This is a genomic window from Mesorhizobium sp. ES1-3, assembly GCF_020164795.1.
In the GTDB taxonomy this organism is placed as follows: domain Bacteria; phylum Pseudomonadota; class Alphaproteobacteria; order Rhizobiales; family Rhizobiaceae; genus Mesorhizobium.
Window position 1 is genome coordinate 357,737 of record NZ_JAIUGW010000004.1, and the last position, 19,338, is coordinate 377,074.

Here is a 19,338-nt window from a genome sequence, read left to right on the forward strand (position 1 = left end):
CAGTTTTGCCGGTCTTTATGCGACGCCTTTGAGCGTCGCCACGCTTTCCTTCCCACCAGCCGCCATTCCAGCTTGGCGATCGGATAGCGCCCTCAAGACGAAGGAATATGTGGCTCCTCCACGAGGTAAAACCGGTCCTTCGGTGAGAAATCCGTCACCAGGAACGAAAATGAGGCGGTTTCGAGCGGGTCTACCTTGCCTTTGCGGAACAGCAGCCTGTCATAGGGCTCGAAATCGCGTTTGAATTCGGCGAAGCTGTCGGACTTGATCATGCCGTGCTCGCGCTCAGCCTGGTCGAATGACAGCCCGTCGCCATAATCGCTCGGCCTGTTCATGATCGACTGCAGCTCGAATTCGAATTCGATCCAGGCGTCACCGCTGTTGTTGAGGGCGACGATCTTCAGCGGAAGGAAACCGGTCGTGTAGTCGCCGGAGGTTCCGAACGGCTGGATCGGCCTGGCGGCCCGTATGGTCAGCGTAACCGGGTCCGCCGTCTCCAGTTCCTCGGTGACCACGATCGGATCAGCGCGCGTTCCGGCGCCCCTGGCCGAGAGGATCCTGAAACCGCCGAGTTCGTCGGAGAACGAGTAGGCGCCGGCTTGGACCATCCTGGTCCCGTCCGCCTCGGCGCGAGGGCAGCTTGCGGCCAGCAAAGCCGCACACACCTGCACACAGCGCAAGCCTGGACCCGTCATGGTTCGAGTATGAACGACAATTGCCCTGCCGCATACTGGAATGACATGGCGTGAGGGGATGGCGGCCTATTGGCCGGCTGAAACAACGATGCTGCCTCAGCCCCCCACCCGCCCCACGCTCTCCCGCTCCACCAGCGGGCATTCCAGCTTCGTAATGGGATAGCGCCCCCGTCCCGCCGCCGCGGGCGCTTCCAGCTGCTCGATCGCCCATTGGCCCATGGCCATATGCGGCAGGATCGAGGTGGTCAGCGGCGGGAACAGATGCCTGGCGATTTCCTCGTCGTCGTAGCCGACGACGGAAATGTCGGCGGGAATGTGCAGGCCGGCTTCCTTCAGCGCTTCGTAGCAGCCGATCGCGGTGCGGTCGTTCTGGCAGAAGATGGCGGTGGGGCGATCCTTCAGGGCCAGCAGCTTGACGGTCGCGGCGTAGCCGGCGCTGGCCGACCAGTCGCCCTCGACCACCAGTTCGGGGTCGAACGGGATGTCGGCGGTGGCGAGCGCGCGGCGGTAGCCTTTCAGGCGGTCCTGCGCGGCCTGCATCCAGGGTTCGCCCGTGATGGTGGCGATGCGGCGGTGGCCGTGGCTGATCAGGTGGCGCGTCGAGCTCTGGCCGCCGGCGATCTCGGACGGCACCACGGCGGGGAAGGCGTAATCCGATGTGTAGCAGTTGAGCAGGATCACGGGGATGTCGAGGCCGTAGAGGAAGTCGGGCGCCGTGATCTCGCGGGTGAAGATGGTCATGTAGATCAGCGCCGAGATGCCGCGCTTGGTGAGGGCTGCGATGGCCCGCGGCTCCATCACGGCGTCGCCCATGGTCTGCGCCACCAAAAGCACGTTGCCGGCATTCCACGAGGCCTGGCGCGCGCCCTCGATGGCGACGACGGCTTCCGGGCTGGTGCCCAGCTGGTCGACGGCGAAGCCGATCACGCCGTCGAGTCCATCGAAGGTCCCCTCGAAAGCGGTAGCGGGCTTGTTCAGCGCCGAGAAGGCAGGGGCGCTGTAGCCGAGCGCCCGCGCCGCCTCGATCACCCGCTCGCGGGTCTGCTGCGACAGGCGAATCCCCGGCGAATTGTTGAGCACGAAGGAAACCGTCGCCTGCGAGCAGCCGGCGGCACGCGCAATGTCGGTCATGGTGACGCGGCCCTTGGGCTTTGCCGCCGCCTTGCGGCGCTTCGCGGTTGCGGTGGCCGGATCCGTCGTCTCGCTCATGCAGCAGATGTCCCCCGATCCCCAGCCTGTCTAGCGACGGCCTGCCGGGCCGGCAAGATGGCATGACGCCGCCGGTTCACGGTCGCATCGACTTCGTTTATAACTATTATCATACTTGCGGTCCATCGCTCGTGCAGGCTGGGGCCTCGAAAAATACCGAGATCGTAGCGCTCCGGCTTGATGTGCGGGGATCACAGCATCCGGCAAATCTGTCTGGAGATGGCCTCCTCGCACTGCCACGCCAATCCCGTGCTAATAGTGTTTACTAATACAAAAATGCGCTGTACCGTCAATCCACCGCATCCGGCCCGGTCGGGTCCGGCTGCGGTGGGGAGTGTCTATGAATGGTCCGATGGCGAGCGGATATCTGCCTCCGCCAACCCTGTCTCGTACATGTGATATGTCAGACAAATCGGACTATTTACGAATGAAGAATGGTTGTCTAAAGTCCATGGCCGTGGCTGGGAACGACGCCAGTCCTTTCAGTGCCGGAACCCCTGAGGAGGAGGGGCGTCCAAGCCGCAAACGGCAATTCCAGTGTGCAAGACAATCCAGTGATCTAGTCCGGTCAGTCCTCCGACTGACCAAAACGGGAGGTTGAACATGAAATCCTTGATACGCAATGCATCCGTGGCCGCCGCGGCCCTGGTTGTCGGCCTTACGGCGACGGCCATCGCGCGCGCCGACGACAAGCCGACGCTGGCCTTCGTCGTCAACGGCGCTTCCGATTTCTGGAAAGCGGCCGAAGCCGGCGTCAAGAAGGCGCAGGGCGAACTGCCCGGCTACACGCTCGAACTCAAATATCCCGAACAATCCTCGGTCGCCATCCAGCAGCGGCTGATGGACGATCTGGTGACCGCCGGCGTAAAGGGCATCATGGTCTCGGCCGTCGATCCCAAGACCTCGACCGATGGTCTGAACAAGATCGCCTCGCAAACGGCATTGTTCACCACCGACAGTGACGCTCCCCAGACCAAGCGCGTCGCCTATATCGGCTCGTCCAATGTCGATGCGGGCAAGCAGGCGGCCGAAATCGCCAAGAAGGCGATGCCGAACGGCGGCAAGTGCCTGGGCTTCGTCGGCCTGCTCGGCGCCGACAATGCCAAGGAGCGCATCCAGGGCATGAAGGATGGCCTCGCCGGCACCAAGATCGAGCTCGTCGACGTGCGCGGCGACGACATCGACCAGGCGCGCGCCAAGAAGAATGTCGAGGACGCGCTGGTCGCCAGCCCCGACGTCACCTGCATGGTCGGCTTCTACTCCTACAACACGCCGCGCATCTATGAAGCGCTGCGCGATGCCGGCAAGCTCGGCTCGATCACCGTCGTCGGCTTCGATGACGATCCGATCACGCTGGGCGGCGTCAAGGAAGGCACCATTGCCGCCACCGTCGTGCAGCAGCCCTTCGAATGGGCCTATCAGGGCATGAAGCTGATGGCCGCCTATCTCAAGGGCGACAAGTCGGGCATCCCGGCCGGCAATCTGATCATCATCCCGACCAAGATCATCGGCAAGGATGATGTCGACGCCTATGCCAAAAATCTGAAGGCGATGGCTGGAAACTAAGACCACAGACAGTTCAGCCGGCTCAACTCGCTTGAGCCGGCTGTTCGCATTGACGAACCCTGCCGGGATCGTCAGTCTGCAGAACGGGCCGCTTTGGCTCACCGGCTGCTGTCAGGCATGATGAATTATTCCGACACATCCATCGCGGCGACCACTCCGTTCCTCAGCCTCGAGAACGTGCGCAAGACCTATCCGGGCGTCGTGGCGCTCGACGGGTTTTCCATGGAGGTCAGGCCGGGCGAGGTCATCGGCCTTGTCGGCGAGAATGGCGCGGGCAAGTCGACGCTGATGAAGATCCTCGGCGGCGTCACCACGCCTGATACCGGCACCATCACCGTCGACGGCACCGCCCACAAGGACCTGACGGTCGAAGGCAGCCTGGGTTCCGGCATCGCCTTCGTCCACCAGGAACTCAACCTGTTCGAAAATCTCGACGTCGCCGCCAACATCTTCTTCGGCCGCGAACCGCTGCGCGCCGGGCCGCTGAGGCTGGTCGACCGCGCGAAATTGCGCGAAATGGTGGCGCCGCTGCTGAAGCGCGTGGGCGCCAATTTTTCCGCCGACACGCAGGTCGCGGATCTCTCGCTGGCGCAGCAGCAGATGGTCGAGATCGCCAAGGCGCTGTCGATCAAGGCCCGGCTGGTCATCCTCGACGAGCCGACATCGAGCCTGCCGCTCGCCGAAACCGACAAGCTGCTCGACGTCATCAAGGCGCTGAAGGCCGACGGCATCAGCGTCATCTTCATTTCGCACCGCCTGCACGAGATCGAGCGCGTCGCCGACCGGGTCGTCGTGCTGCGCGACGGCATGCTGGCCGGCACGCTGGGCAAGCGCGACATCAACCACGACCAGATGGTCAAGCTGATGATCGGCCGCATGCTGAAGGAACGCGAGAAGGCCTCCGAGGCCGCGCGAGCCCCTGGTGCCGTCGCGCTGTCGGCCAAGGCGGTCCGCACCCCCACCTACCCCAGCCGGCCGGTCGATCTCGACGTCAGGCGTGGCGAAATTCTTGGCCTTGCCGGCCTTGTCGGCTCCGGCCGCACCGAACTGGCGCGGGTGTTCTTCGGCATCGAAGCCAGCCTTGGCGGCACGCTGGAGCTCAACGGCAAGCCACTTGCGCTGGCCAGCGCGGCGGACGCCGTCGCGCAAGGCATTTTCCTCGTGCCGGAAGACCGCAAGCTGACCGGCATCCTGCTCGACCTGTCGATCGCGCAGAATATTTCACTGCCCAATTTGCCCGCGCATGCGAAGCGCACGCTGGTCTCCAACAGCGCGGAAGTCGCTACCGCCGAGAAGCAGAAGAAGAATCTCGGCATCAAGGCGCCTTCGGTGCAGACGCGCACCGGCACGCTGTCGGGCGGCAACCAGCAGAAGGTCGTGCTCGGCAAATGGCTGGCCATGAACCCGAAGGTGATGATCCTCGACGAGCCGACGCGCGGCATCGACATCGGCGCCAAGGCCGAGATTTACGGGCTGATGCGGGCGCTGGCGGATGCCGGCGTCGCCGTGCTGATGATCTCCAGCGACATGGAAGAAGTGATCGGCGTGTCCGACCGCATCGCCGTCATGCATGAGGGCCAGATCTCGGGCATTCTCGACAAGGATCAGTTCAGCCAGGAAAACGTGCTTTTGCTCGCGGTGGGCAAGCCGGCAAACTAATGCATGTCGCGCAAAAGTGACCCTCGGTTTTGCGGCAACGGCATGCATAAACAAAAGCTGAAGCGCGCGACGCGCTTTAGCTAAGCGGAGACGACGATGACAAAGAAAGATCTCGGCCTGCTGATCCTGATCCTGGTGGTCGGAGCGGTCGTTGCCATCATCAATCCGCGCTTCCTCTTGCCGATCAATCTCGCCAACACCTCGAATCTCATCGGTCTGTTCGGCATCCTGTCGATCGGCCAGGCCTTCGTCATCATCACCGGCGGCATCGAATTGTCCGTCGGCTCCGTCGTCGCGCTGCTCGGCACATTGTTCATCGACTTCATCGCCGTGCGCGGCATGGGATGGCCGATCGCCTTCGTGCTGATCCTGGTGCTCGGCGCCATCATCGGCCTGGCGCATGGCTGGCTGATCACGCGGCTCAAGCTGCAGCCCTTCGTCGTCACCTTGTGCGGCCTTTTGATCTATCGCGGCGTCGCGCGCTTCTACACCGCCGACGGCACCGCTGGTTTCGCCTTCGGGCAGAATTTTCCTGATCTCGAATTCCTGACCGCCGGCCGCTCCTGGGGCGTGCCGAACTCATTCTTCGCGCTGATCGTCATCGCCATCGTCATGTGGGTGGTGCTGCACCGCTCGGTGTTCGGGCGCTATCTCTACGCCATCGGCAAGAACGAGGAGGCGGCGAAATATTCGGGCATCCGCACCGGCCGCGTCGTCATGGCGGCTTACGTCATCTGCGGCGTGCTGACGGCGCTGTCGGCGATCTATTTCGCCATGTACACGCGCTCGATCTCGCCGGCCAGCCATGGCCAGTTCTACGAGCTCTACGCCATTGCCGCCGCCGTGCTCGGCGGCTTCTCGCTGCGCGGCGGCGAAGGTTCGCTGATCGGCGTCATCCTCGGCACGGTGCTGCTGCAGGAATTGCAGAACCTGGTCAACCTGCTCGGCATTCCCTCCTCGCTCAACTTCGCGGTGATGGGTGGCGTCATCCTCATCGGGGTGCTGGTCGACCAGCAATGGGGCGTGTTCCGGGCGCGCCGGCGGATGGTCGATGCCGCCCGCAAGGGCGCGGTCGGCGCGGCCGCGGAATAAGTCCTCAACTACCTGCTGCTCGCGCGTGCCGCGCGGCGCACGCTCTGCAAAAGGATGGCGAGGCAGCCGACCAGCAGCAGCGCGCCGCCAACCAGCGGTGGCAGCGCCAGCAGCTTCACCGCCGCGGTGACGGCGGCCACCAGGACCAGTGCCAGCAGCGCCAGATTGCCGTCATCGACGAACATGCCGAAGAATTCGCGGGCAACGAGACGAATGACGTTCATCGGGCGAGCCCTCCAGCGGCTGTGGGATTGGTGCCGCGCAGCCAGCGCACCATGGCGAAGGACGCCAGCGCGACGATGGCGAAGATGGCGAGCAGAGCAAGATCAGCGCCCGGCCAGTCGGCGCCGATCCCCTCGCCGGTCCAGAAGATGCCGAAGCTGGTCAGCATCAGCCCGACCACGAATTTAAGCGCATTTTCCGGCACGCGCGCCAGCGGACGGTGAACCGCCAGGCCGACAAGCATCACCAGAATGAAGGCCGCCAGCGCGCCCATGCTGGCGTATAGCGTCTGCCCGTGCGCGGCGCCGACGGCAATGACGATGAACACCACCTCGACACCCTCGAGCAGCACCGCCTTGAAGGACGCCAGTCCGGCGAGGTAGTCGGCGCGCCGATCTCCGGCCTGCCGGTGCAGCGCGGCGGTTTCCTTGGCGAAAGCCGCCTCCTCGTCATGCAGGGCGATGACGCCGACGCTGCGCAGGATGGCCTTTCGCAACCAGCGCATGCCGAACAGGATCAGCAACACCCCGACGGCGAACTGCAGTGTCGTGATCGGCACCAGCGCCAGCAGCGGCCCGAACGCCAGCACCAGGGCCGCCAGCACCGCCAGCGCCAGCGCGGCACCCGTCAACGCCGGACGCCAGCTGCGTGTCACCCCGACCGCGAGCACGATGGTGAAGGCTTCGACGACCTCGACCAGGGAGGCTAGAAATGCCGCCGTGATTGTCGAGAGAATGGGTGTCAGTGTCTGCATCAAGGCTTCCTGTCTTGTCTCGTTCGACCATGATCTTTTTGGCCGGTCATTTCCAGCTTCGGGAGTGCGATCCGGAATCACTATGCGGTCAGCACCACACAGCGCTCCGGTGGCAACGAAAAGGCAAGCGCGGCGCCAATAGGCGGCGCTTCGGGCCAGTCGAGCCGTATGCGTTGTTGTCCGAGATCGACCGCCAGCCGCCAGCATCGGCCCTGGAAAGCGCTCGACAGCACCTTGCCCTGCAATCGATTGCCGGGATAGGCGTCCGCCGGCCGGGCGTCCTCGGGACGGATGACCAGCATGCCTGCGCCGGATCGGGCGCCCGGCGTGCGCACGGTTTCGGCATCACTGTCGGCGATCCTGAAATGCTCGTCCCTTACCTGCCCGCGAACGATCGAAAAGCCGCCGATGAAGCCCGCCACGAAAGAATCGGCCGGCGCTTCATAGATGGCGCGTGGCGTGTCGAACTGGACGATCTCGCCTGCCCGCATGATGGCGATCCGGTCGGAGACCGCCATGGCCTCCGCCTGGTCATGCGTCACATAGACAACCGTGATGGCTTCGCGGCGCACCATCTCCATCATCTCGATGCGCATGTCCTCGCGCAGCGCGGCATCGAGGTTGCTCAGCGGTTCGTCGAACAGCATCAGCGCCGGACGCGCCGCGAGGCAGCGCGCGATGGCGACGCGCTGCTGCTGGCCGCCGGACAATTCCGTGGGATAACGATCCTTGTACGGAGCAAGGCGGGTGACGTCGAACGCATGGTTCACCCGCTGGGCGATTTCCTGCTCCGAAAGCCGCTGCGCGCGCAGGCCGAAGGCGAGATTGTTGGCCACCGTCATATGCGGCCACAGCGCATAGTCCTGGAAGACCATGCCGATCCGCCGCTTTTCAGGAGGTACGACCGACGTCTCGCTCCATACGACCCGTCCGTCCAGCGTGATCGATCCCTTTTCGGGTGCGACCAGCCCGGCGATGATGCGCAGAAGCGTGGTCTTGCCGGAGCCGCTGGCACCGAGAAGCGACACCACTTCGCCGGCATCGATCTTGAGGTCCAGGTCGGTCAGGATGGGGCGCCCGCCGAGCGACTTGCAAATGCCGGCACAATGCAGGGATGCGGTCATGACAAGGGTTCCGCTCCGACGATCTGGTGGTGGCCCGCATCGACAAGCGCCGCACTCCGGCGCGGTCTGACGAACCGCCGAAGCGGATACCAGACCAGCGCGGCACCCATGCCCGCGGCCGCCATGGCGACCAGCGCGATCGCCGACGCCAATCCGTCCCGATCGTGGCTGAACAGCTTCAGGATGAGCGTCGGCGCCGGCGGGCCGCTCCGGGGAATAAGCATTTGCGAGATCGGCAGTTCGAACACGGTGCGGATGAACGTCAACAGGAAGGCCGTCAGCACGCTCAGCAGGATCAGCGGCAAGGTGATTGCCAGCAACCGGCGGGTCGCCCCGACACCATGCAGGCGCGCCGCATCCGTCAGGCCCGGCGCCAGCTGGCCGATGGCCGAAAGGATCACCACCAGACAGTAGGGGAGCGCTGCCGCGACATAGCCCATGACCAGCAGCGAGCCATCGCCATAATGGGGAAAGGGCCAATCGCGAAAACCCGGCAAGCGATTCCAGACAAGGATATAGCCGAAGCCGAGCACGATGCCCGGTATCGCCACCGACCCCAGCGACAGGCCGACGACGGCGCTGCCCAGAACTGGGCCCGCGCGGTCGAGTTGCGCCGACAGGAGCAAGGCGAGGGAACTGGCGATAGCGGCCGTCAACCCGGCATAGAAGAGACTGCGCAGCAAGCCGTCATTGGCCGCGGTGTTCAGGCTGAGCGCCGCCACCACATTGGCCGCGGTGAAATTGCTCCAGATGAGCCCGTGGCCCAGCGTCTGCGTCAAGGCGCGCGCCGCGATCGCGGCCAGCGGCAATGCCAGCGCCAGGAAGGCAATGGCAAGGGCCGCTGCCGTGGCGAGCCAGCGCCATCTGCCGAGATTGTACAGCCTGACCGGCCTGGCGCGGCCCGAAATCAGGCGCGGGTCGGCGCGGCGGCGCAACAGCCGGTCCGCCACCACGACGAGCAGGACGAGGCTGAGCAGGACGAGCGCCTGGGCGCCGGCGGCGGGAAAATCGACCGGATAATCACTTGCGGCGGCGTAGATGCCATAGGTCAGGACACCAAAATTCGACATTCTGGCGATGGTCGAGGCCAAGCCGAAGTCTGACAGCACCTCGGCGAAGGTGGCGATGAAGCTCAAGGCGATGGCCGGCGCCAGCAAGGGGCCGTTGATGCGCAGCCAGATCCTGAGCGGAGCGGCGCCGGAGAGCCGCGCGGCATCCTCCAGTTCGCTGCCCAGTCCGGCCAGCGCGCTGCCGATGATGAAGGCGGCCAGCGGAAACAGGCTGAGCGTGTGGACGAACACCAGGCCGGTCAGGCCAAAAAACGCGGAGCCCAGCGAAGCAGGCAGCAACCCGAATTGAGCCAGGTAACCACCGGAAGACATCAGCAGCACCCAGGCGAGCGCCTTCAGATAGGACGGTGTCAGGAAAACCAGCCACGGCACCATTGAAATTGCTGTCCGGCCCGGAATGTCGCAGCGCTGGACGAGCACCGCGAAAGCGCCGCCTAGCGCCGTCGTAGTGCAGGCGACGAGCATGCCGAGCTCAAGCGAATGCAGGACCGAGCCCGCGACATAGGGAGAATTGAAGACACGGGCCAAGGGCTCGAGGCTCAGACTGTTGCTGGCGTCTTGCGCGGCAAACAGGCCGGGCACGACCGCCTGGACCAGCACCAGGGCAAGCGGCAATCCGATCAGCAAGGCAAACACGGCGTAGACGGCAAATTGCCCGCCGTGGCGAGCGAGCGCCGACAGGCGGCCTAGCGGCGGCTTTCCGGCGCCAACGCCGCGGGCAAAGGCCGCGGCGTTGGAATGCTGGAGGATCGTCATTTCCCAAACAGCCGGATCACTGGACGAAACTGGCCTTGTACCACTGCTTCCACTCGGTCTCGTGAGCCGAGGCCACGGCATCGTCGAGATGCGTGTAGGTGATGTTGGTCTCGCGGCCTGGCTTGGCGTTGATGCCCTTGATGATCGGGATGTAGAAGAAGTCGGTGTCGTCGCCATTCTGCATGGCGGCCTGGCCTTCGGCACTGGTGACGAAGTCGATGAATTTCCGGGCCGCGTCCATGTGCTGGGTCTTGGCGCTGATGCCGAGGCCTTGCGGCAGGGATACCGAGCCCTCGCTGGGGTAGACCGCGACGACAGGTTCGCCGGCGGCGATCTTCGAGAAGATGGCACTGTCCTGGTTGATGCCGACGGAGGCATCGCCGGTCAGCACGGCCTTGTTCACCTTGCCGCCGCTCGACAGGCCGGACAGGGACTTGTTGGTCAGCGTCTTGGCCAGGAGAGCCTTGCCGGCATCGAGGCCGTTGGTCTGGAAGAAGCCGGCCAGCCATTGATAGGCCGGTCCCGACAGGTTGGGATCCTTGGCCGCGACGCCGCCGGCGAAGGACTGAAGATCGGCCCAGGATTTGGGCATCTTGCCGGCTGGCACTTTCTTGGTGTTGACCTCGATGGCCGTGGTGCTGGTGCCGGTCGGCAGGAAGGCGTGGCTTTGCGGGATCAGCGACTTGCCGAGATCGGTGAAGGCCACCTTGTCGTAAGCCGCCGCGGGAACAGGCTGCAGCACATGGTCGGCCGCCATGCGCTCCATCACGGCGGAGCCGTCGAGCCAGACGATGTCGAATTGCGGATTGCTGCCTTCGGCGGCGATCTTGCCCAGCGTCTCGCCTGTGCTGCCGGGTTCGACGACATCGACGGTGAGGCCGGTCTTGGCCTGGAAGGCCTTGGCCACCGGGCCGGCGAAGTCGAGCGCGTCATAAAGCACCAGGTCGGATGCCGAGGCAGGTGCTGCCACGGCAAGCGCACTCAGGCCAAACGCCAAATAGAAACTTGTACGTACGTTCATCTTGCTCTCCAGTAGATTTTCCATGGGCACAGTAAGTTCCGTCGTATCATGTATGAACAGATTGAATGTTTTGTGTCGTCTGCAGAGTTTCTTAATTTTTATTATATTTATTCTTACGTATGCCCCGCTTTATCCAGGCCTTGTCGATCGATCCCCGAACCGTGCTCAGCCGTTCAAGGGCATCAAAGGCGGCTTCGCTGTTTCGTTTCGCCAACCCGATGATCATCGCCTCGATGAGGACGATCGTGCCGCCATGCATGGCCAGGTGATCGGCCTTGCCGCGCGGAACCGGGAGGCTCTCCGCCACCTTGCCGGGAACCAGCGGAGCCAGATTGTCACTGATAAGCACCACCGGAATGTCGAAACGCTCGGCATGATCGAGCACGACTTCCACCTCGCGATAGAGCGGCGCGTAGGCCATCATCAGCACGGCGTCGCCCTTGCCGAGCCACAGCAGGCGATCGGCGAGCGCAATTCCCGATACCGACAGCGCGCTGGTCGGCAGGCCGATCCGGTTGAACTGCAAACTGGCATAGTCGGCCATGGCGCCCGATGGACCTATGCCGAAGACATGGCGGCGGCCCGCCCGCGCCAGGATGTCGACGCTGCGCTCGAAAGCCGCCGCCATCTCCGGACGCTTGAGCACTTCGAGCACGCTGTCATGGATGTCGATCACATGCCGCAGTGCCCCGGCACTGTCGTCGCCGGTCTCCTGCAAGGTGCGCGCCAGGCGCTTGCCTGGGGATGGCGTGCCGGTCAGGTCAGACAACAGCATCTGGCGAAGCGCCGAGAGGCTGTCGAAACCAAGCGAGCGTGCCGTCCGCACGACGGTCGCATCGCTGGTGCCGGCGAGTTCTGCGATCTCGGCCGCCGACCCCAGCAGGACCGACTGCTTCTGGTCGACGAAGAACCGCGCCATGCGCTGCTCGGCCGGCGGCAAGCTTTCGAGTGCCGCCTGAACACGGGCATCGACCGTCATCCTTCGGTCTTCCGAGGCATCATAGGTCATGGTGGCCGGCCCGCTCACTCGTCTGTAGTGATTACAACGAGAGCTACAATCCGAAATGTCTGTTACAGGGATGTGACGACGCCCGTCAGGCGCACGCGACCATGTCGCCCGCTCGAAGATAAGCGGCCACGGACCGCTGCAAGCAGCGGTCGCGGCATCGTGATGTGCCGAAATCGGAGCTGGAGGATCTTGGCTTAGATCAGACCCGACATGTCGGAGAAGGCCATCGCCTTACGCAGCAGCTCGGCGAAGCGCTCGCCGGCCACCTCGCGCGGACCGCTGTTGTCGATCGAGGTGACGCCGGGGCCGGACAAGGTCACATTGGCGCTGCGCGCAAGCCGCGCCAGCACTTCGCCGCGCGACTCGCGGCCGCGCATCGCCAGCCGCTCGGCCAGCACCTCGGGCGAAGCGGTGATCTCCACGATCGCCAGATTGGCATAGCGTTCGCGCAGAGTGGGGATGATCGCGCGCGACACGTTGGCCACGACAACGTGTCCGTTGGAAACGGACCAGTCGACATCGGCAGGCAGGCCATAGCGCAGGCCATGCGCTTCCCAGGAGATGGCGAAGGCGCCGTCGGCATCGGCCTCGGCGAAGGCGGCATCGGCCAGCGTGTCGTGATCCTCGCTCGCCGCATCGCTCGGCCTGGTGATGACGCGGCGCACGAACTCCAGCTGCGTCTCGTCGGCGAAGAGCGCCTTGGCATAGCCGATCACCGTGTCCTTGCCGGCACCGCTCGGGCCCACGACAGCGACAAAGACGCCGTGACGGATCGGAAAGGTTTCGGCGGACAGTTCGCGCTCGATCAAGGCCGACACCATCATGCCACCCGGCGTCCCTGCCGCCAGACGGTGCGCACGACCGGAACATGATCGTCGACGCGCACGCGCACCAGATCGGCGCGGCGTCCCTGCTCGATGACGCCGCGGTCGTCAAGGCCGACGGCTTGCGCCGGGTTCTTCGAAACCATGGCGACGGCCTGCGGCAGCGAAATGCCTTCGACCATGTCGCCGAGGAAGAAGGCCGACTGGATCAGGCTGAAGGGGATGTAATCGGACGACAGGATGTCGAGCAGGCCGTCACTGGCCAAGGTGCGAGCCGAAACATTGCCCGAATGCGAGGCGCCGCGCATGACATTGGGCGCACCCATCAGCACCCCGAGCCCGGCGGCCTTCGAGGCCCGTGCCGCTTCCTCGGTGGTCGGGAACTCGGCAACCCGCACGCCCTGCTCGATGGCCTCGTCGACATGGGCCGACGTGGCGTCGTCGTGGCTGGCGAGCACGATGCCGCGCTCCTGGCAGGCGGCGGCGATGAAAACGCGGTTCGGCCCCGAATTCTGCGCCGATTCGGTCATCCGCTTCTCGCAGAATTTCTGGAAGTCGCGATCCGAGAGTTTCAGCTTGCGCTGATAGTAGTAGGCATAGGTTTCAAGGTTGACGAACTGGCGCTGGCCCGGCGCATGGTCCATCAGCGATGCCAGCCTGACCCGCTCGTCGCCGTCGAAATTGGCGAATGCCTTGAGGCAGTCAGGCGCCGAGACCTCACAGCGAAGATGCAGGAAGTGATCGGCCCGCAGACGATCCTGCGCGACGCTGTCCTCGATCGCGTCGGCCAGCTTGCGGATATCGTCCAATGTCAGGTCGGCGTCCTCGTCCATGCCGACGCGCAAGGCATCGAGCACGGTGGTGATGCCGGCGGTCGCGACCTGCGCGTCATGCGCAAGCACCGCGGCGATCGGGTTCCAGCGCACTTTCGGCCGCGGCGCATAGTGGCCCTCGAGATGATCGGTGTGGAGTTCGACCAGCCCCGGAATGATGAAGTCGCCGCCCATGTCCTCGCCGGTTCGGGCAGCACCGGCATCGATGCCGGCGATAAAGCCGTCGCGCAGCACCAGCGACCCTTCGACGATCTCGTCGGCAAGAACGATGCGGGCGTTGGAAAGAACAGTTTCGACGGTCATTCTAGGCTAGTCCTTGGTTCTTGCGGTCGGGTTGGTTCAGGCGATCTTCCGGGCCGGGCGGCGTCCGAGCGCGTGCTGGGAAAGCACCATGAACGGTGCACCGGGTTCGGGTTCGACAAACAATGTCAGCGCATCCACCAGCACGGGCTGGCGCAACACATCGGCGAAAAGGCTGTCGATCGCGGCGCGCAGGCGAGGGCTTTCCTGTGGTCCGGCTCGGCCGGACAGGGTCATGTGGAAGCGGAAGGTCTCGAAGACATAGGGATATCCCCACTGGCAGAGATTGCGAAACTCGGCCGGCTTCAGCGAATCCGGGCTGCGCCGCTCGATCTCGGCATCGCTCAACGGCGCGCGAAACCGGTCGAAATCGCGCACGACGTCGTCGGCGAAGCGGTTGAGCGGAGGCAGCGGACCGTCCGGCACCAGCGCGAAGAAGCTGTCGATCTGGCTGACGACCAGGCGCGGGATCGTCACGACAGGCGTCACCTCGGCAAAATGATCGAGCGCCGCGCGCAGCGAAGCCTCGGTCTCGTCGGCAGCCAGGCGGAAAGGCGCTTTCACCGTGGCGTGAAAGCCATAGCGGCGTGCCGAAGCGGTGTGGAAGGCCACTTCCGCCGCCGCCAGGTCGGCAACGGCCTCAACCGGCCTGGTCGCGGCACCGAACGGGTCGCGGCCCAGCCAGTTGGCGGCAATTCGCGCCAGCGGCTCGTCCTGCCTGGGAGTGAAATAGATGGCATAACGCATCGGAAGTCCTCGTCAGAAGGTTGCCATAGGTGATTTCCATGACGGATTGACGAAGCTTTGAAGGGTTTTCGAAGGCAAATCGACCCTCAGGGTCGTTAGCCGACGATTTTTCCGAGCTGGACCAACAAGTTCAGCCGGAAACGCAGAACGCTCAGGCCTTCATCAACCATTCGTGCTCGGGCGCATTGTGGAATTTCCACGTCCGCTTCGGCCCGGCCATCACATTGAGATAATAGAGGTCATAACCATGGCAGGCGGCGCAGGGGTGATATCCCCTGGGCACCAGCACCACGTCGCCGTCCTCGATCGCCATGGCTTCGTCGAGCGCGCGATGGCCATCCTGATCGGCATCGGTATAGACACGCTGGAAGGCAAAGCCCTGCGGCGGGTTGAGGCGGTGGTAGTAGGTTTCCTCGAGATAGGATTCGGCGGGCAGGTTGTCCTGGTCGTGCTTGTGCGGCGGATAGCTCGACGTGTGGCCACCGGGCGTGATGACCTCGACCACCAGCAATGAGTCGGCCGGCTGGCCCTCCGGCAGGATGTTGGTGACGTAGCGTGTGTTGGTGCCCTTGCCGCGCACCTCCTGGCCGAGATCGTCCGGTCCGATCACCCGGACCGGCAGGCCGCCGCCAAGACCGGGTGCCGAGCAGACGCCAAGTTCCAGCTCGGTATCGGCCGTCACCGACCAGTCCGATCCCTGCGGCACGTAGACGGACCACGGCTTGCCCTCGAAGGGCGACATGCGCTCGCCGAGCAGGCCGAGATCCTTGCCGCCGGCTTTGGCGGTACCCTTGCCAGTCACGAACACCAGGCAGACCTCGCGGTCGTCCGTCTTTCCAGAGGCGCTTTCGCCCGGCTTCAGCCTATGCAGGTCGAAACCGACATAAGTCCAGCCGGCGCTTTTCGGCGTCACATGGGCGACGCGGCCATGGCGCTTGTCGGCTTTGACGAGCAGTTTCGACATTTTGTCTCTCCTGTTACAGTGGCTTTTGACGGCTACCGGCGTGAAGCCAGGCCGCTCGTTTGAAAGGGCCATCACGAATCTTCGGATTGGCCGGCGCCTTCCAACTTCGTCATCCTAGGTCTGCGCCGCGTCGCTGCGCTCCTTGCTCCGCCCTAGGATGACGAGGCAAGGAGCGTTTCGGCCAGTCACCAAGGTATGCGATCCGTTACGCACGTATCCAGTCCACTGGAACTTCTTCCATCATTCCTTGGGTTCGACGGCGCCCTTGGGTTCCTCAGGCGTCGCCTTCGCCTCCTCCACCGGCTTGTAGAGATAGAAAAACTGCCAGGCGCCGTAGCCGGCGAAACCGAGGGCAATGACGCCCCAGAACGGCGTGCCGGTGGCGAATTCGATCACCGACCAGATCAGGCAGACCGCGACGACGGCGATGCGCCGCCAAAGCGGGCGGAAGAACGGGTGTTCATAATCTTTCATCGCGCCATCCGAAATTCAGCAATCTGTCCTCAGATAGACCGGGCGTCACGGCGAATCCAGCCTTCAGGCATTCGGAAAACCTTGTGTCTCGACCGTGTAGCCGGCTGATGTCATCACCCGCATCAGCTCCTTGTAGCCGACCTGCGCCATCTTGAGCGGCGGGTTCTTCCTGGGATCCTGCTCGGCCTCGACCACGAACCAGCCCTCGTAGCCGTGATCGGCGAAGCGCTGCACGATGGCGCCGAAGTCGAGCGAACCGTCGCCCGGCACGGTGAAGGCGCCGAGGGCCACCGCGTCGAGGAAGGACTGCTTCGTACGGTCGAGTTTGTCGATCACTTCCATGCGCACGTCCTTCACATGGACATGGCTGATGCGCTTGTGATGGTTGTCGATGGCGCGCAGCACATCGCCGCCGGCAAACGCCAGATGGCCCGCATCGAGCAGCAGAGGGATGCCTTCGCCGGAATGGCGCATGAAGGCATCGAGCTCCGGCTCGGTCTCGACCACGGCCGCCATATGATGGTGATAGGACAGCGGCATGCCTTGTTCCGCACACCATTCGCCGAATTCGGTCAGGCGCCTTCCATAGGCTTTCATCTCGTCACCGGTGAGCTTCGGCTTGGTCGCGAGCGGCTTGGAGCGGTCTCCCTGGATCGAGCGGCCGACCTCGCCATAGACGATGCAGGGCGCATCGACCGCCTTGAACAGGTCGATCATCGGCTGGATGCGGTCCTTGTTGGCAGCCATCTCCTCGTCGACCAGCGTGCCCGAGAACCAGCCGCCGCATAGCGTCACGTCGGCGGCTTTCAGGATCGGCAGCATCACCTTGGGGTCGTTGGGGAAGCGGCGGCCCATTTCCATGCCGGTGAAACCGGCCGAGCGCGACTGGCGCAGACATTCCTCCAGCGACACGTCATCGCTGAGTTCGGCAAGATCGTCGTTCCACCATGCAATGGGGGACATGCCCAGTTTGGCTTTCAAGTCGTCACTCCGGTGCTAAAAACAGTTCATTTCTTGATCGTTGGCGCCGCCCCTCATCCGCCTGCCCGTCCTCCGCAGCAGCTGCGCTGCAGCTGCAGCGGGTGGACCGGCACCTTCTCCCCGTAAACGGGGAGAAGGAGGGGCCTTAGCGCCGGCGTCAATCGCCGATGGTCTGCATCTGCCGCTTCTCGTCATAGGCCTTGCGCGCCGCGTTCACCTGGCTGCGTGCCGACACTTCCGGCACCGCCACGTCCCACCAGTGGCCGCCGGCATCGGTCGAAACCAGCGGATCGGTGTCGATGACCAGCACGGTGGTGCGGTCGTTCTTCTTGGCCTTCTGCAACCCGTTCTCCAGCTCGGCGATCGACGGCACTTTCTCGGCGATCGCGCCCATGCTCGCCGCATGCGCGGCAAAGTCTACGTCGGGCAGGACCTCGTGACGCGAGTCCTTCAGAAGATTGTTGAAGTTGGCGCCGCCGGTCGCCATCTGCAGCCGGTTGATGCAGCCAAAACCCCTGTTGTCGAGCAGCACGATGGTCAGCTTCAGGCCGAGCATCACCGAGGTGGCGATCTCGGAGTTCAGCATCAGATAGGAACCATCGCCGATCATGACGACGACCTCCTCGTCGGGCTTGGCCATCTTGGTGCCGAGCCCGCCGGCGATCTCGTAGCCCATGGTCGAGAAGCCGTATTCGGCATGGTAGGAGCCGGGCGCGCCGGCCTGCCAGAGCTTGTGCAATTCGCCCGGAAGGCCGCCTGCCGCGTGCAGCAGCGTCACGCCGGAGCCCATGGCGCGCTGCACGGCGCCGATCACCTGCGCGTCGGAGGGGAAAGCGGCATTGGTCGAGGCCGTCACCTTGGCCGCATCGGCCTGCCAAGTCTTCTTGCCGGTGGCCGCATTGTCGGTCCAGGTGGCAGGCGCCTTCCAGCCTTGCAGCGCGGCGGCGAGTTCCGCGAGGCCTTCGGCCGCGTCGGCGACCAGCGGCAGCGCCCGGTGCTTGCCGGCATCCAAGGGCTGCACGTTGAGCCCGATGATGGTCTTGCCGGAATTCTTGAACAGCGCCCACGAGCCGGTGGTGAAATCCTGCAGCCTGGTGCCCACGGCGAGCACGACATCGGCCTCTTCCGCCAGCCGGTTGGCGGCCGAGGTGCCGGTGACGCCGACCGCCGCCATGTTGAGCTTGTGATCGTCCGGCAGCGAGGACTTGCCGCCTTGCGTCTCGCAGACCGGAATGCCGGCGCCTTCGGCGAATTTGGCCAGTTCGTCGGAAGCCTGCGAATAGAGAACGCCGCCACCGGCAATGATCAGCGGCTTCTTCGCGCCCTTGAGCGCGGCGACGGCCACCGCCAGTTCGCCACGGTCCGGACGCGGCCGCCGCTGGCGCCAGACCCGCTCGGCAAAGAAGCTCTCGGGATAGTCATAAGCCTCGGCCTGTACGTCCTGGCAGAGCGACAGCGTCACCGGTCCGCAATCGGCCGGGTCGGTCAGCACCTGCATGGCACGATTGAGCGCCGGGATGATCTGTTCCGGCCGCGTGATGCGGTCGAAATAGCGCGATACCGGCCGGAAGCAGTCGTTTACCGTCGCCGTTCCGTCGGAAAAATCCTCGGCCTGCTGCAGCACCGGATCGGGAATGCGGTTGGCGAAGACATCGCCCGGCAGAAACAGGACGGGCAACCTGTTTACGTGGGCAAGGGCTGCGGCCGTCACCATGTTCAGCGCGCCGGGGCCGATCGAAGAGGTCGCGGCCATGAAGCGGCGACGGAAGTTGGCCTTGCCATAGGCGATCGCCGCATGCGCCATCGCCTGCTCGTTGTGGGCGCGGAAGGTCGGCAGCTCGTCGCGCACCTGGTAGAGCGCCTCGCCGATGCCAGCGACGTTGCCATGGCCGAATATCGCCCAGACACCGCCGAAAATCGGCATCGTCTTGCCGTCGATCTCGGTCATCTGCCGGGACAGGAAGCGGGTCAGCGCCTGCGCCATCGTCAGGCGGATTGTCTTGCTCATGGTGTTTTCCTCCGCAGTCCTTATGCAGCG

General features: G+C 64.4%; 18 protein-coding genes. 3 read left to right on the forward strand and 15 right to left on the reverse strand.

What is annotated here, in order from left to right; all coding sequences use genetic code 11:
• Window positions 1–92: 92 nt before the first annotated feature.
• Both LB536_RS09050 and LB536_RS09055 read right to left on the reverse strand, forming a co-directional pair.
• Window positions 93–695, reverse strand: coding sequence for a hypothetical protein (locus LB536_RS09050; protein ID WP_411966539.1), 603 nt, complete (start codon window positions 693–695; stop codon window positions 93–95).
• Between the two features lie 96 nt (window positions 696–791).
• On the reverse strand, window positions 792–1,904 hold the full coding sequence (locus LB536_RS09055; RefSeq protein ID WP_224591170.1) for a LacI family DNA-binding transcriptional regulator: 1,113 nt from the start codon (window positions 1,902–1,904) through the stop codon (window positions 792–794).
• 603 nt (window positions 1,905–2,507) lie between these two features.
• Between LB536_RS09055 and LB536_RS09060 the strand changes: the two genes are divergently transcribed.
• From LB536_RS09060 to LB536_RS09070, 3 genes are all read left to right on the forward strand, one after another.
• Complete coding sequence (locus LB536_RS09060) at window positions 2,508–3,470, forward strand: sugar-binding protein (protein ID WP_140758778.1); 963 nt, start codon at window positions 2,508–2,510, stop codon at window positions 3,468–3,470.
• Between the two features lie 120 nt (window positions 3,471–3,590).
• Window positions 3,591–5,129, forward strand: coding sequence for a sugar ABC transporter ATP-binding protein (locus LB536_RS09065; protein ID WP_224591275.1), 1,539 nt, complete (start codon window positions 3,591–3,593; stop codon window positions 5,127–5,129).
• A gap of 96 nt (window positions 5,130–5,225) precedes the next feature.
• Window positions 5,226–6,221: an ABC transporter permease gene (locus LB536_RS09070; protein ID WP_224591173.1), complete on the forward strand. Its 996-nt coding sequence runs from the start codon at window positions 5,226–5,228 to the stop codon at window positions 6,219–6,221.
• 8 nt (window positions 6,222–6,229) lie between these two features.
• Here the strand turns inward: LB536_RS09070 and LB536_RS09075 are convergent, their stop codons facing one another.
• The 13 genes from LB536_RS09075 to iolD form a co-directional block, all read right to left on the reverse strand.
• Entirely contained in the window at window positions 6,230–6,445 is a 216-nt protein-coding gene (locus LB536_RS09075; protein ID WP_140758780.1) for a hypothetical protein, read from the reverse strand.
• Window positions 6,442–7,197 carry a COG4280 domain-containing protein gene (locus LB536_RS09080; protein ID WP_224591175.1) on the reverse strand — a complete coding sequence of 252 codons (756 nt, stop codon included), beginning with the start codon at window positions 7,195–7,197 and terminating at the stop codon, window positions 6,442–6,444. The genes LB536_RS09075 and LB536_RS09080 overlap by 4 nt, the downstream gene beginning before the upstream one ends.
• 80 nt (window positions 7,198–7,277) lie before the next feature.
• A complete protein-coding gene (locus LB536_RS09085) occupies window positions 7,278–8,321 on the reverse strand; it encodes an ABC transporter ATP-binding protein (protein WP_224591177.1) in 1,044 nt (347 codons plus the stop codon).
• A complete protein-coding gene (locus tag LB536_RS09090; RefSeq protein WP_224591179.1) occupies window positions 8,318–10,147 on the reverse strand; it encodes an ABC transporter permease in 1,830 nt (609 codons plus the stop codon). Before LB536_RS09090 ends, LB536_RS09085 begins: the two co-directional genes overlap by 4 nt.
• 16 nt (window positions 10,148–10,163) lie before the next feature.
• The gene (locus tag LB536_RS09095) at window positions 10,164–11,168 is read right to left on the reverse strand and encodes an ABC transporter substrate-binding protein (RefSeq protein WP_224591181.1); all 1,005 of its coding nucleotides are present in this window, start codon (window positions 11,166–11,168) and stop codon (window positions 10,164–10,166) included.
• A gap of 91 nt (window positions 11,169–11,259) precedes the next feature.
• Window positions 11,260–12,177 carry a MurR/RpiR family transcriptional regulator gene (locus LB536_RS09100; protein WP_224591183.1) on the reverse strand — a complete coding sequence of 306 codons (918 nt, stop codon included), beginning with the start codon at window positions 12,175–12,177 and terminating at the stop codon, window positions 11,260–11,262.
• Window positions 12,178–12,371: 194 nt separating this feature from the next.
• Complete coding sequence (phnN, locus tag LB536_RS09105) at window positions 12,372–13,001, reverse strand: phosphonate metabolism protein/1,5-bisphosphokinase (PRPP-forming) PhnN (protein ID WP_181178592.1); 630 nt, start codon at window positions 12,999–13,001, stop codon at window positions 12,372–12,374.
• Window positions 12,998–14,137, reverse strand: a complete 1,140-nt coding sequence (locus LB536_RS09110) for an alpha-D-ribose 1-methylphosphonate 5-triphosphate diphosphatase (protein WP_224591185.1) — start codon at window positions 14,135–14,137, stop codon at window positions 12,998–13,000. Before LB536_RS09110 ends, phnN begins: the two co-directional genes overlap by 4 nt.
• A gap of 36 nt (window positions 14,138–14,173) precedes the next feature.
• A complete protein-coding gene (locus LB536_RS09115) occupies window positions 14,174–14,881 on the reverse strand; it encodes a DUF1045 domain-containing protein (RefSeq protein WP_224591187.1) in 708 nt (235 codons plus the stop codon).
• A 151-nt stretch (window positions 14,882–15,032) separates the two neighbouring features.
• Window positions 15,033–15,845, reverse strand: a complete 813-nt coding sequence (iolB, locus tag LB536_RS09120; protein ID WP_224591189.1) for a 5-deoxy-glucuronate isomerase — start codon at window positions 15,843–15,845, stop codon at window positions 15,033–15,035.
• A gap of 240 nt (window positions 15,846–16,085) precedes the next feature.
• A complete protein-coding gene (locus LB536_RS09125) occupies window positions 16,086–16,319 on the reverse strand; it encodes a DUF3329 domain-containing protein (protein ID WP_140758789.1) in 234 nt (77 codons plus the stop codon).
• Window positions 16,320–16,382: 63 nt separating this feature from the next.
• On the reverse strand, window positions 16,383–17,300 hold the full coding sequence (gene iolE, locus LB536_RS09130) for a myo-inosose-2 dehydratase (RefSeq protein WP_224591191.1): 918 nt from the start codon (window positions 17,298–17,300) through the stop codon (window positions 16,383–16,385).
• 157 nt (window positions 17,301–17,457) lie between these two features.
• Window positions 17,458–19,308 (reverse strand): 3D-(3,5/4)-trihydroxycyclohexane-1,2-dione acylhydrolase (decyclizing), encoded by a 1,851-nt coding sequence (iolD, locus tag LB536_RS09135; protein ID WP_224591202.1) that lies wholly within the window; start codon window positions 19,306–19,308, stop codon window positions 17,458–17,460.
• Window positions 19,309–19,338: the final 30 nt, after the last annotated feature.

What these genes read in the sequence shown, in the direction of transcription:
- LB536_RS09050 (WP_411966539.1), bottom strand. Translation starts at nt 695, where the DNA reads ATGACGGGTCCAGGCTTGCGCTGTGTGCAGGTGTGTGCGGCTTTGCTG.
- LB536_RS09055 (WP_224591170.1), bottom strand. Translation starts at nt 1,904, where the DNA reads ATGAGCGAGACGACGGATCCGGCCACCGCAACCGCGAAGCGCCGCAAG.
- LB536_RS09060 (WP_140758778.1), top strand. Translation starts at nt 2,508, where the DNA reads ATGAAATCCTTGATACGCAATGCATCCGTGGCCGCCGCGGCCCTGGTT.
- LB536_RS09065 (WP_224591275.1), top strand. Translation starts at nt 3,591, where the DNA reads ATGAATTATTCCGACACATCCATCGCGGCGACCACTCCGTTCCTCAGC.
- LB536_RS09070 (WP_224591173.1), top strand. Translation starts at nt 5,226, where the DNA reads ATGACAAAGAAAGATCTCGGCCTGCTGATCCTGATCCTGGTGGTCGGA.
- LB536_RS09075 (WP_140758780.1), bottom strand. Translation starts at nt 6,445, where the DNA reads ATGAACGTCATTCGTCTCGTTGCCCGCGAATTCTTCGGCATGTTCGTC.
- LB536_RS09080 (WP_224591175.1), bottom strand. Translation starts at nt 7,197, where the DNA reads ATGCAGACACTGACACCCATTCTCTCGACAATCACGGCGGCATTTCTA.
- LB536_RS09085 (WP_224591177.1), bottom strand. Translation starts at nt 8,321, where the DNA reads ATGACCGCATCCCTGCATTGTGCCGGCATTTGCAAGTCGCTCGGCGGG.
- LB536_RS09090 (WP_224591179.1), bottom strand. Translation starts at nt 10,147, where the DNA reads ATGACGATCCTCCAGCATTCCAACGCCGCGGCCTTTGCCCGCGGCGTT.
- LB536_RS09095 (WP_224591181.1), bottom strand. Translation starts at nt 11,168, where the DNA reads ATGAACGTACGTACAAGTTTCTATTTGGCGTTTGGCCTGAGTGCGCTT.
- LB536_RS09100 (WP_224591183.1), bottom strand. Translation starts at nt 12,177, where the DNA reads ATGACCTATGATGCCTCGGAAGACCGAAGGATGACGGTCGATGCCCGT.
- phnN (WP_181178592.1), bottom strand. Translation starts at nt 13,001, where the DNA reads ATGATGGTGTCGGCCTTGATCGAGCGCGAACTGTCCGCCGAAACCTTT.
- LB536_RS09110 (WP_224591185.1), bottom strand. Translation starts at nt 14,137, where the DNA reads ATGACCGTCGAAACTGTTCTTTCCAACGCCCGCATCGTTCTTGCCGAC.
- LB536_RS09115 (WP_224591187.1), bottom strand. Translation starts at nt 14,881, where the DNA reads ATGCGTTATGCCATCTATTTCACTCCCAGGCAGGACGAGCCGCTGGCG.
- iolB (WP_224591189.1), bottom strand. Translation starts at nt 15,845, where the DNA reads ATGTCGAAACTGCTCGTCAAAGCCGACAAGCGCCATGGCCGCGTCGCC.
- LB536_RS09125 (WP_140758789.1), bottom strand. Translation starts at nt 16,319, where the DNA reads ATGAAAGATTATGAACACCCGTTCTTCCGCCCGCTTTGGCGGCGCATC.
- iolD (WP_224591202.1), bottom strand. Translation starts at nt 19,308, where the DNA reads ATGAGCAAGACAATCCGCCTGACGATGGCGCAGGCGCTGACCCGCTTC.